This window comes from Westiellopsis prolifica IICB1 (assembly GCF_004323185.1).
Lineage (GTDB): Bacteria > Cyanobacteriota > Cyanobacteriia > Cyanobacteriales > Nostocaceae > Pelatocladus > Pelatocladus prolificus_A.
In genome coordinates this window covers 53,342-65,289 of the sequence record NZ_NAPS01000003.1, presented here as the reverse complement: position 1 = coordinate 65,289, position 11,948 = coordinate 53,342, and the positions used below count along the sequence as shown (strand labels likewise).

At 39.8% G+C, this 11,948-nt stretch carries 9 protein-coding genes and 1 pseudogene; 5 read left to right on the top strand and 5 right to left on the bottom strand.

The features are described from left to right. A pseudogene (locus B4U84_RS31295) lies at nucleotides 1–322 on the top strand (ISH3 family transposase); the annotation flags it as partial. Between the two features lie 137 nt (nucleotides 323–459). Here B4U84_RS31295 and B4U84_RS25930 read toward each other — a convergent pair. Genes B4U84_RS25930 through B4U84_RS25920 form a run of 3 tightly spaced genes read right to left on the bottom strand, consistent with a single transcriptional unit; the run spans nucleotide 460 to nucleotide 4,673 of the window. Continuing rightward, the gene (locus B4U84_RS25930; protein WP_131121099.1) at nucleotides 460–1,131 is read right to left on the bottom strand and encodes a DUF6262 family protein; all 672 of its coding nucleotides are present in this window, start codon (nucleotides 1,129–1,131) and stop codon (nucleotides 460–462) included. Next, nucleotides 1,124–3,157: a site-specific integrase gene (locus B4U84_RS25925; RefSeq protein WP_131121098.1), complete on the bottom strand. Its 2,034-nt coding sequence runs from the start codon at nucleotides 3,155–3,157 to the stop codon at nucleotides 1,124–1,126. Before B4U84_RS25925 ends, B4U84_RS25930 begins: the two co-directional genes overlap by 8 nt. Next, nucleotides 3,144–4,673 (bottom strand): tyrosine-type recombinase/integrase, encoded by a 1,530-nt coding sequence (locus tag B4U84_RS25920; protein ID WP_242677709.1) that lies wholly within the window; start codon nucleotides 4,671–4,673, stop codon nucleotides 3,144–3,146. Before B4U84_RS25920 ends, B4U84_RS25925 begins: the two co-directional genes overlap by 14 nt. A 367-nt stretch (nucleotides 4,674–5,040) precedes the next feature. On the opposite strand from B4U84_RS25920, the gene B4U84_RS25910 reads away from it, so the two are divergent. From B4U84_RS25910 to B4U84_RS25900, 3 genes are all read left to right on the top strand, one after another. Continuing rightward, the gene (locus B4U84_RS25910) at nucleotides 5,041–6,390 is read left to right on the top strand and encodes an IS4 family transposase (RefSeq protein ID WP_131118587.1); all 1,350 of its coding nucleotides are present in this window, start codon (nucleotides 5,041–5,043) and stop codon (nucleotides 6,388–6,390) included. 110 nt (nucleotides 6,391–6,500) lie between these two features. Beyond that, nucleotides 6,501–7,175: a CHASE2 domain-containing protein gene (locus B4U84_RS25905; RefSeq protein ID WP_131121096.1), complete on the top strand. Its 675-nt coding sequence runs from the start codon at nucleotides 6,501–6,503 to the stop codon at nucleotides 7,173–7,175. 18 nt (nucleotides 7,176–7,193) lie between these two features. Continuing rightward, nucleotides 7,194–7,961: a DUF928 domain-containing protein gene (locus B4U84_RS25900; protein WP_131121095.1), complete on the top strand. Its 768-nt coding sequence runs from the start codon at nucleotides 7,194–7,196 to the stop codon at nucleotides 7,959–7,961. Nucleotides 7,962–8,166: 205 nt separating this feature from the next. On the opposite strand, the gene B4U84_RS25895 is transcribed toward B4U84_RS25900, so the two are convergent. Both B4U84_RS25895 and B4U84_RS30855 read right to left on the bottom strand, forming a co-directional pair. Next, entirely contained in the window at nucleotides 8,167–11,106 is a 2,940-nt protein-coding gene (locus tag B4U84_RS25895) for a CHAT domain-containing protein (RefSeq protein WP_131121094.1), read from the bottom strand. A 199-nt stretch (nucleotides 11,107–11,305) separates the two neighbouring features. Next, entirely contained in the window at nucleotides 11,306–11,530 is a 225-nt protein-coding gene (locus B4U84_RS30855; protein ID WP_165490352.1) for a hypothetical protein, read from the bottom strand. A 215-nt stretch (nucleotides 11,531–11,745) separates the two neighbouring features. On the opposite strand from B4U84_RS30855, the gene B4U84_RS25885 reads away from it, so the two are divergent. Next, a partial coding sequence (locus B4U84_RS25885; protein WP_131121025.1) for a transposase family protein occupies nucleotides 11,746–11,948 on the top strand: 203 nt, incomplete at its 3' end.

The window sequence follows — 11,948 nt, the reverse complement described above, 5'->3', positions numbered from 1 at the left end:
TCAAGTAAAAACTAGTTTATCTTACATACATCAACACTATCGAAAAAGATTTGGAATTGAAAGCAGTTATCGGTTAAAAAATTTATGTCGAATTAGAACCACTAATAAAAAACCAGCGCTTCGATTATTATTCGTTGGCATTTCTTTCCTTTTAGTTAATATTTGGGTTTATCTTCTCTGGTTAAAAATTAGCCTGAATAGAAGAGGTGGAAGGCTCGTTTATCATCAATTATTTGGTCTGAAGCAGATGTTAGCATTCTTGCGTCAAGCTGTTGAACGAAAATATCAAGTTATTCAAGCTGTTTATCTTCCGTCTAGTTAATATGCTGAAAACAAAACTGTCAACCATTTATAAATGTAACTTATTAATTACTGCACTGTTTTTATAAATATGACAACAAAAAGTATCCTATCTTACAAAAATCCGCAGCGATCGCCCTTTCGGGAAAAGTTTGTGATCTACTGAGGATTATTGATTGCCCGTTGGCTGCGGTATTGCTGGAATGCTTTGATAGCAAGTTCAACTTTGTTTTGGTCATGCTTGTTTATCTCTTGTTGCAACCTGACTCCAAGCTTAATACCCATCTGTTGGATTGATTGAACGATAGCCTGTGGTATGTCGTCATTGCCAGTATTAGAAGCTCTGTGTGGCTTAGTTTGAATCGGAACGACTTTTGCTGTATGTAATGGTTCGCTCAAATTGAGTATTTGCGCCCGTAAACGCTCACACTCCGAGCTCCGCTCGAATATCTCAGCAACATGGCCTCTAAGCATCTGGTTTTGACGTTTTAACTCCTGATTTTCTGCTTCTAGTTCTCGAATTCGTTGTTTTGAAACTTCATGAAGTGTTTTGAGACTGTGTGGTCCGGGTTCTTTTTTCTCTAAGTCTTGAAGCTGTGTGGTCTTGTGATTTTGCAGATCGTGGATGTAAGCCGTCAGTTCAGGCCATTTGTAAAGGTAGGAGACAGAACAACCTGCTACTTGTGCGATATTAGGAAAAGTGAGAGGTTGACCAGTATTTTGTAGATGTTGGATAGCACAGAATACCTGTTCTCTTTTCTTCTGTTTGCGTTGCTGTTGAGCTTGAACAAGTACGGCAGTTTGTTTTTCTCGATGAAGTTTTTTATTCATTTGCCAACCTCAATAGTTCACTGAGCCATTTATCCATCGCTTCAATAGTTGTTTTGGCTTCTTCATAAGCGAGTTCTGCTCCTATTATTTGAGATGAATGCATGCGTTGTTGCTCTGCTGAATATTGACGCTGATAGAGCGGCAGTTTTTCTGTACTGGGGCAGAAATTGCTACAGCCATAACACTTGGGATAGAGATTATAAGGACAGGGAATTTTGGGGTCGAGACTACAGTGACCATAAACGACTAATCTTGGGGCAATTTCTATGTCAAGTTCATGGGCTTGAGGATTCTTCAATAGACTTTCTGGTAAACTCTGCCAAGGTAGGAAACGGTTATCAGGATTCATTAGTAAAGCCTGAAAGGGTAAGTCTACTTCAGCTATCTGTTCAGTAGTTGGTGGAGCATAATGCCCGAATGTAGTAGAACTTCTAACATGGTCAGCATAAAGTTGAGCAGCTTCTATACCATGCTTGACTCGAACCTCTTGTAAACGACTCGAACGGGTAATTTTTCCAGTAAACAAAGGACGTTGACCATTGGCATCACGGATATCTTCTAGCTCTATAAGCCAGCGAATGATACGAACCATTGGATTATTTTTTACATCTACTCTGGGGGGTTTTGGTAAAGCTTTCAGATTCGGAAAATCAGGGTAAGAAAGCTTTCTTATGACCCGAAAATGGCAGAAAAGATAGGGATAATCCTGTCCAAAAGTCTGTTGTATCCAATTTTGTTGTTCTTCAATTATCTGTCTGATTTCACGAGTAGCAGGTAGCCGATGCCAACGATTTACTTTGTGTTGGTAGAACTTGATATACCACTTGCCGTCTTCTTCTACTAAACAGTCAAAAGCTATTTGACAGATATCCGATGTACGAGCAGCCGTATATTCTTGTACTAAATAATGGCGAGCAATTGGATTAGGAATCTTATTTAAATAAAGTTTGATAGCGTTGCGCGTTACTTCGTCTAACCAGTCAACATCATCGTGACTAATTTTGGGAAAATCGCGACGACGAATCAGGTGTGCTGTGTCCAAATCCAACCATTCAAGAAAGTTTTTTATTTCTGTTAGCTTTTTGTGGAATGTACTTGTTTTGTTAGTCTGACAAACATCCAAAAAAGATAATATTATTTCCCGAGTAATATCGTGAGGATGCTTTAATTTTCGTTGCTCTATAATCAGACCAAATTGGCGTAGAGTTGTCTGGGAGGCTAAAATGTTTGTGGCAGAGTTATAAACTCTACTTGAGAGCAAAAAATAAAAATAATTCTTCAAAAATAGTCGATACCATTGAGATTTAATAGTCCCAAAGTTGAGGGTTTGCACACAAGGACTTTGATAGAAGTGTCGTAAATCCCAAATGTCCTCCTCAAAACAAAAGGGTAAGAGTTGATTCTGATGCTGACTACCAACCCAGCTAGAGGAATCTTTTGATTTAGGGTTGAAGCAGATGCCGCAAAAGTAGCATCTATAGGGGCTAATTTGATGTTCTATCCGATAAATCCATCCTTTATGCCCATCTGGTCCCAATTGAGTACAGAGGGGATTAGGACAAGTTATATTGGATCTGTAGTTAAAAATTTGAACTGGAACTTTACAAGTAAGATTAGTGTTCTTGCGACAAGACTTACACTTTAAAGCAAGATGACACATTACATTCTTCTGATGGATAAAGTATTTGAGTTGTCCTGAGTGACAACGTGGACAACTAAATTCCCCCTGATATTCTTGTTTCCAGTTAATTTGTAAGGAGCCATCAACAGTTGGGTGAGTTGAAATTGGTGGATGTTTGCGCTCAACACCAGGAAGTTTACAAGTTAAGCGAATTTCTTTTCCACAAGAGTTACACCCAAGACCAAACTTGCAAGTAGCATTTTGACGATATTGGAATACTGTAAATCTACCTGTCTGGCAATGGGGACAACGGAATTCGTCATGATATTCCCGTTGCCAGTCTACCTCTAGATGTTCGTGTAGAGTTGGGTGTATAGAGATAGCAGGATACTTACGTGTTCCCATTAGCTTCATCCTCTATAAAATTTTCTAGTTCTCTCAAGCCTCCCAAACGGTTGCTTAGTAGCTCTAATAAACGTTGGATTTCAGTTACCCGTCTTTGTTTTTCTGCAATTCGAGCTTGTTCTAAGTCTTGTTCTAAATTCTTGATGTCAGCTTCTAATTTAGGCTTGTCGAATAGAGTAACCCGATGGTGAATGCAGCCCAAACAGGCGTAGCGATACTGACAATCCCCTAGCATCGTAGGACGGTGACATTCTCCTAGCGGGGTGCTGACTTTGAGTAAGTCAGCCAATCTTTCATATCGCAATTTTTTGGGTTTGATTGTCGTCACTCGACCGTACATATCCACATAGCCTTTAGTTTGAGCTTCTTTCTCTAACCGAACAAGAGAATACTGACGATAATGAGGCAACATATCCAGAGAGCTATGACCCAGAACAGCTGCTATGTATTCATCTTCCGCTTCACAATGAGCCATAATACTAGCCTTAGTGCGACGGAACATATGGCTGGTTAGGTAGAATCTATTAGAATATTTGTCTTTTAAACAAGCTGCTTCACTAAAGCTTTTTAACCATTCATGTATAGATGAATAAGTTATGATTTGTGGGCTATAGACTGGTTCTACTTGAAATCTTCCCCCAACTTTAGCTCCATCCATTACCGCAGCAGAAGTTTTGCAGAACAAATTTTCAAAATTACAATTCTCACCGAATTGATTATTTAGAAATCGCTGTTGTGACTGCACTAATTCCGCTACTAATGGATGAATTTGAGAAAATCGCCAGTGCTTACGTTTTTGTACCCAACGTAACAAAAACCAATGATTACCTTCAAACTTAAGGCATTGGCGTGGCATCGTTAACATTTCTCCAATTCGACATCCTAACACCAATTGCAACCGAAATAATCTTTCTAGATTTGGTGGAAATAGGTCAAACTTTTCATAGAGTTGATACAACACTTCTTCTGGAATTGTCTTGATTTTTGGGTGAGATTGTTTGGCTCTGCGAGGAGTATATAAAACTTTCAGCCATCGTTCTTCTGCCCATAGCTTGGTTGCATAGAGTATAGTTGTCCGTCTTTCTCTGCTATTACTTTGGTCTATAAACTGTTGTAAAAGCGGGTCGGTTATAGTTTGAGGTTGGGTGCATCCAACTTCTAGCAAAAAATTATCCAACTGTTTTAAAATATTAACTACAATCGCTACTCGACCTAGTGAATGACCTTCTCTGACTGCTGCTTTGGTTGTTAGCTTTGCCAACAGTTTTAGCCACTGCAAACTAAACTTTGTGAAGTAAAGATAGCGATTTCCAGAAATTCGGCATTCTTGTTCAGTATAACCAAGTGTTGTGAGTAACCAAATATCCTGCTCTATCAAAAGGTTATCAATAATTTCCCTGCCCAATTCCGAATTTTGTACCCGGTGGTGTAGTGTTTCAACAGATAATTCTGCTGTCATAGTTTCCTCCTTGACAAAAATGGCGGAGCCTTTTTGGACACATTGCTCGAAGGTCATTAGTCACTCTCATTTTTTAAGTAAGCTTCTAAAGTCATCTCATCTAAAATATGGCTGTAGATGTCTTTAGTTGTCGCAATTGATTTATGCCCTAAAACCTGTTGTACATACTGGTCGAGATGGGAGCATCCCAATTTTGCAAAAATAGAGAGAGAAAAATAATTCGCGAGATATCATCGCGAATAAATAGGGAGTTTCAATCTTGCGGCTCTTCCTCCTCCTGTTCCAACCCAGAACGAATATCGAGGAGACACCATTGGTCACAAGTTAAGAAAAAGAGCCAATTGTCAAGGGGGTATGTCAAAAATCGGTAAAATAGGCGCTCAAGCTATATCCAAAAAGGAATTGAGACATCCCTTAAACCCACATGAGTAGCACCAAGAGCATTAACCGAGACCATGCGAAGAAGAAGAATCGTCCGCAACTGGAAAATGAAGCGATCGCCAGTCGGTTAGAAAACCTATTAACTCCAGCCATCGCTGCCCAAAAAAGCTACTACCGCCAACTGAAATTAAGAGACAGGATTCTCAACCTACCATTAATGGTGGCCGCCGTATTAACTTTATTGTGGCGAGAAGTTCCTGGGGTACAAGAATTAACCCGATTATTAAACAGAGAGGGATTTTTGTGGTGTGAACCCCAAAAAGTTAGACAACAAGCATTATCGCAAAGATTTTTAACTTTTCCTGCCATTTTATTTGAACGAGTCTTTAAAGAATTACTACCTCATCTGAGAAACGCATGGTCTTTGAGAAGCTCTCGACCATTACCAGAAAGCATACAATTTACATTAAAAAGATTTGAAAGGATATGGATAGCAGACGGTTCAACATTGGAAGCATTATTCTGTAAACTAAAAAGTTTAGAAGATGCGCCAAAGGGTCAACTAGCGGGAAAAATGGGAACACTAATGGATTTAGTAACTCATCTCCCTGTAGAAATTTTGTTTTGGACAAATCCCAAGCAAGCAGATACTCATTGGGAGGGAGATTTACTTAGATTAGTGAAAGCCAACACCTTATTGCTGCTAGATAGAGGCTTCTATCATTTTACTTTTTGGCAAGAACTAATTAACAGAAAAATTGATTTTATTACTCGGATAAAGAAAGGGGCATCTTATCAAGTAGAGCAGGTATTAACCAGTAGTTATGACATCAAAGACCGTATTATTAAGATAGGTTCTGGCACAAAAAAAACACCTATTGTCACTGTAAGGTTAGTAGAAATTCGGTCAGGAAAGACATGGCATTCCTATCTAACTAGTGTACTTGAACCCCAAATTTTACCCCCTTATGTAGTAGCAGATTTATATCGAAGACGCTGGCGAATTGAGGATACGTTTTGTACGGTGAAACGCTTACTATGTTTAAGTTATTTATGGACTGGTTCTCTCAATGGAGTGCAATTACAAATCTGGGGAACTTGGCTATTTTATGCGATTTTAGTAGATTTAGGAGATGGAGTAGCAGATGAATTAGAAATACCGTTCGAGCATATTTCTTTAGAGATGATTTATCGAGGTATGTATCATTTTTCTGTAGCTTATGAAAAAGGATTAGAGTCAGACCCAATTAAGTATTTTGCTGACCCCAAAAATCGGGATTTAGGAATTGTCAAGCGAGAGCGAAAACCTAATACCAGGCTGATTGTCTCCCCCTTTCCTGCTACTCAACGAAGCCCCGAAGAATTTTTTTTCCAACCCTCCCTTAATAAATAGCGCCACATTTTAATTTTTCACTCCGACAAATACGAGCATTTGTACTTATTGACAAAAGTGCTTTTAGCTTAACTTGTGACCAATGATGTCCTACAGATCAATCATTTAGTCTGCGGGTTGTGCTTCGTTACCTTGAACAAGAGGAAGAGATCGGGTCAATCAAACAGACTTCAGATATGAGCTTGCAAATTGGCCAGGTGATTTTTCATAAATTAGTTTCAAATGCTGGTGGTTATGAATTTCGTAAACCAGAACAGCTAGGCATTCTCCTAAATTACCGCTCAAGTGAGTTTGGTGAATTAATTGCAAAGCAGATTACACTGACACAGATCCTTGATGGCTCAAAGGACGCTCAGCTACCAGACCTTATCAACGATCACATTATTTTAATTGGTACTACTGCCCCAAGTTTTAAAGATTTCCATATGACTCCCTATGGTACAGAAATGCCAGGAGTGTTAATTCAGGCACACATGGTGAGTCAAATTATTAGTGCTGTGTTAGATCAAAGACCTTTGTTGTGGTGGTGGCCGCAAGCTTGGGAAATCATATGGGTTTGGCTCTGGGCTTTGGTTGTCGGGATATTAATTGAGTATTGGCGATCGCCATTGAGGCGGACTCTGGTTGTAGGTATAGCGATCACCATTTTATACGGACTATGTTTTTTTGCTTTTACTCAGGGTGGCTGGTTGCCGCTTATACCCCCGACTCTGGGTTTGTTTCTCACTTCAGCGTGTGTAGCCATTGCTTTAGCGTATTCGCAGAGCACCTCTAGCAACAGTTGATAGCATTTAGAGGAAATTATGAATAGAAGAAAGTTAATTGTTCAAAAATATTCTCTTGTCTTTTCTGTCTCTTTGGTAGTGGTTGGCTTAACTAGCTATCCCATATCAGTTTTAGCAGAGTCTACTAAATCAAATATCAATTCCAACTTTCATTTAGCAAATTTAGCCCGCAAACCAAAACTTGATTTTTCTGGCACGGGTAGACCAAATCGGCAAACAGATGCAGCTAGTCGTGGCAATTGTGACGGTATAGAAAAAAAAGAACTAACTGCTTTGGTTCCTAAAACAGCAACATGGGCATTAACTGTCTCTGAGTATCCTACTTTTTGGGTATATGTTCCTAATTATCCGAGAAATATCAAATACGTTGAGCTAGTATTGCAGGATGAAGCAGCACAAAAAACCTTAGATAGAACTAAATATACAATACAATCAACGCCGGGAATTGTTGGTGTTACTTTGCCTTCAAAACCTCAAAATGCCCTGCAACAGGATAAAGTTTACAATTGGTATTTTCGGCTTGTTTGTAATAGTGGTAAGAGTTTTGATGTAGGGGGATCAATCAAACGAGTCAGCCTTAGTTCCGCTATAACTAAGGATTACCAAAGTTATTTAGATAATCGGATTTGGTATGACGCATTGACAAATTTAGCTGAACGCCGTCGTCAACACCCACAAGACCCAACTTTAAAACAAGAATGGGTTGATTTATTAAAAGTTGAAGGTATTGGTTTAGAAAGGCTAGGTCAAGAATCTAATTTTGATACTGTAATTCCCCAAAGTTAAATAATCAAAATTCAGAACTGTTCCAGTTGGTGTCTAAATCGCCAACTGGAAGAAAACTAATACTAAATTAAAAAATGCTTGCGACAGATACCCCACCCGCGCTACGCGCACTTTCCAAGGAGATGGTTGGGGAGGGGTATTTTGGCATTTATTAGTGATTGAGCAGACGGAATATTAACCTCCAAAAATAAAAATTACAAATTATTTACAGCCAATTTCCTACTAAAACAAAGGGTGCCCAATAATAAGGGCGTTCCCATTGTTTATTAGGATCACGATTTTTTAACAGAGCTAACTGAGCTTGTTGCAGAGCCTCTGCTTTACTCATGTTTTTTCTGCCATTCGCATGGACTAACTCACGATAAAATTCACCCATGAGTTCAGATGTAGATTCATCATTTACAGACCACAAACTTGCTAATGTACTTCTCGCTCCGGCTCTCACAGCAACGCCAGCTAGCCCCAGAGTGGCGCGGCTGTCTCCTGTGGCTGTTTCACAAGCACTGAGAACAAGTAATTCGATAGAAATTGGTTGATTTGTTTTGCCTGCTCGCAGTAAACTATCCAAGTCTTTGATTTTAATTAGGCGATCCCAGGTAGCAATAAAAGTCTTTTCGGGGTCAGAGTTAAATTCTCCATGAGTTGCTAAGTGAACAATAGTAAACTTGGCAGTTCCTAACTTCTGTTGTAGTGTATTTTTCCTAAAATCTTGATCTAGCAATTTTTCATGATTTTCAATTTCCTTCTCAATTTCTCCTAATTCATTAGGTACGAACTCAAGATTATGAAAATACTCATTTTCTTCAGTAAAATTAAGTTCTTTACTTATACCAGCTAGTATGGCTTTTAAGGGGACATTTGCTAGAGGGCGAGGATTAATAAGTTGCAGCCCAGGAGTGAGAACTAAAGCATATTTTTGCACTAAATATTCTTGACTGGGGCGGTCATATAAGACTGCCATAGGAATATTTCTTAACATTGCATCCAAGACAAATACTAAGGTTTTTACTTGATTCTTGGCTAACTTAGTTTGTACTGGTTGAATTAACCATTCGTATGTTTTTTGAGATAAAGCTTGAATTTCGTAAGCAAAGCTGGTTTTATCGTTGAGACGCTCTATTAGTTGTTGCAAGTTTTTTTCTAATTCTTCTTGAGTAACTTTTGTGGTGTAGTGTTCTAACTTTTCTTGACCTGGCAATTTCAAGATTAACTCTAAGCGTTCTGGCAAGGTAATTGCATACAAAACTGCGGCTGTGGGAGTGGTTTTATCTACGACTTGATCAATCTGTTGTGGTTTAGCTTGAATGCAAGCATCTCGAAAGTAATCATCCAATTCTGCTAATTGAAGAGCCTCAATTACATCACGAGCTTGTTTGAGGTTTTTTTGCTGAGAGTTGTTACCTTGCAACAGTAAATCGACAAGTTCTCGATAAACTGGTGCTACACTGTCTCGAAAAGTGTATTGCACCTCTGGATTAATGACAGCAGTCAGGTCTTTACGTAATGATTTGAGAGTTTCAAAGGCTCCTGTGTAAGCACTAGTGGCTTGTTGTTGGTTATTTTGAATTCGTCCCAGCCGTCCTAATTGCCATTGCCAACGATAGGCAATATGTGGCGCATTGAAGGAAGAAGCTAACCGCAAGGCTTGTTCGGTCAACCTTTGAGCATGAGTGATGTCTCCAATTTCTTGGTAAACTCCGCCTAAATAACCCAAAGCGTAGGCTTCTGCTTGCTTGTCTTGTAAAACTTGAGCTTGGTTGTGAGCAATGGTGACAATTTTTGCCACATCTTCCCATGCAGGAATCAATGAAGGTGGCAAGGTATTATCCCCAGTGTTAGTTATTTTTTTCTGGGTTACTCCACATTGCTGAAGTAGAGGGGATGATAATTGAGATATTTGTGGATTTATTGCTGATTTCAGACAGATGAGATTTTGTGCCAAATTTATTTGAGCATATATAGCTTTGTGGCTAATAGGCAATTGATTTAGTTGGGGTTGAATTTTAGGTAGTAGTGTTGATACATCAGCCCATTGTTGAGTCTGGATTAAAAGGCTGAGTAAATTTAGTTGTGCCTTGGTGCTAGTGTTGGCATCAGGGGATAACTCAGCTTGGTGATAGCAGGCTGCTGCTTGTTGGTATAGTTCGACAGCTGTATTATTTGCTTGTGCTATGCAGTTTTGAGATGATGTGAATGTAATTGGCGTGGTAATTTTTTCTGTTTGGGCTTTTTGATTACCCAATGTCAAAAATGTATTACCTAAACTGAGGTAGCTTGCAGCCAAGTTTTGAGTCTCACCTAATTGTTGTGCTAATTTTAAACTTTCTGCTAAAACCAGTTCGGAATCTTTTCTATTACCAATCACTCGTAGAACATCACCGAGGCTACGTAATCCCACGATTTGTAAAGATGCTAACTTTCCTGTTTTTGCAAGTTTTGCGCTCAGGTTTTGTAGTTGTTGTTCTGAGATATTAAGGTCTTGATGCTCAATTTCTAAAGCTGCTAGTAATGTTTCACAAGCTCGCCGATAAAGTCCTAATTCTTGCATTGCCTGAGCTTGGTTAATCTGATTTTGGGTGAAACTTTGTTTATCGCCGATATCCTTATATATATCAGCTGCCTGTTGCCAAGTTTTCAGGACTTCTTGCGATCGCCCCATTCCTAATTCTAGCTCTCCTTGAATATCGAAGGTTTGCGCCTGGATGCGGCGTTGCGTTGGTGTTTGCTCCTGGGTTTCGAGGAGTTGAAGGCTAGTTGCGATCGCCTGTTTTGCTTCATCCCACTTACCCAGTTGTTGCTGAGTGAGGGAAAGATTACTCAAAGCCATTGCCTGATTGAGCTTATCCCCTTGAGCCGCAAAAGCTTCTGCGGTTTGTTGCCAAACCAAAGCCGCCTGCTCATATTGTCCGGTAGTGTAGAGTTTTTTGGCTTGTTCTACCAGTTGTAAGGGATTTTGTTGAGTTTGAATGATGAGGGTTGATGCCGAGACTTGGTGAGCAACCAGGGGAATGCTTAATGAGAAGACAAATAAAAGTATTAATAGGATAAGCGATCGCCATTTGCTTACTGTAGGTGATCGGCTGGTGTATAGTCTTTTAACTAGATTCTGTAATTTCTGAACTAGGTCAGACAGTTTAATACACATATTCTGCCTTCCTTGTCAATATTTTCTTTATGGGTTAAAAATATGTGAATTCCAGGCTTTGGCTTAACCCCTCTCCAAACCTCTCCCCGCGACGGGTAGAGGCTTTGACTCTTGCTCCCCTTCCCTACAAGGGAAGGGGTTGGGGGTTAGGTTTGAGAGAAAATTGCACACCACGTTTAATTACGAATTACGAATTAATTCAAGGTGCTGGACAACCATCTGAATTCAGTTGACGTTGCGAACTTGTGCCAGTGGGGTCATAACCTGTCAGCATCACGTCACCATTTTTATCGAATATCCATCCTTGAGCAGGCACAATTGATTTAGCAATTGAAGACTTCCTTTTCTTATCTGCCCCCCTGCGTCTCTGCTCCCCTGCTCCCCTGCTTCCCTCTGGTGCAGGCTCGATTAAATCAACTCGCACAGCATCACTGCTAGTTGCTTCATTGGGGCTAGGTGGTAAACCACCCCGTCCAGTGATGATGAATTTACTGCCTACACCCCGTTGACAGGCAGGGCTGTTTCATTCTTGGAAGAAAAATGATTCAATCGAAACTGAGGTAACAAACTTAAGCGAGGGTGCGGCTACGCCGCACCCAAGCGCTAATCAGACTTTCGACAAATTGTCCGGGGGTATCTATGACAGCAGGCTTGATTGAAGAACTCAAAAAAATTAAAGATTTTCGCACCAAAAAGGGACAAAGACATCCATTGTGGTTTGTGTTGTTGCTAGTAATCATGGGAACAATGAGTGGTTGTCTTGGTTATAGAGGGTTGGGAGATTTCGTCAAACGGCATAAACAATCTTTAATTGAAACATTCGAGATACCTAAACAACGAGT

Bases quoted from the DNA above. Each gene is read 5' to 3' on its own strand.
- B4U84_RS25930 (WP_131121099.1), bottom strand. From the start codon at position 1,131: ATGAATAAAAAACTTCATCGAGAAAAACAAACTGCCGTACTTGTTCAA.
- B4U84_RS25925 (WP_131121098.1), bottom strand. From the start codon at position 3,157: ATGGGAACACGTAAGTATCCTGCTATCTCTATACACCCAACTCTACAC.
- B4U84_RS25920 (WP_242677709.1), bottom strand. From the start codon at position 4,673: ATGACCTTCGAGCAATGTGTCCAAAAAGGCTCCGCCATTTTTGTCAAG.
- B4U84_RS25910 (WP_131118587.1), top strand. From the start codon at position 5,041: ATGAGTAGCACCAAGAGCATTAACCGAGACCATGCGAAGAAGAAGAAT.
- B4U84_RS25900 (WP_131121095.1), top strand. From the start codon at position 7,194: ATGAATAGAAGAAAGTTAATTGTTCAAAAATATTCTCTTGTCTTTTCT.
- B4U84_RS25895 (WP_131121094.1), bottom strand. From the start codon at position 11,106: ATGTGTATTAAACTGTCTGACCTAGTTCAGAAATTACAGAATCTAGTT.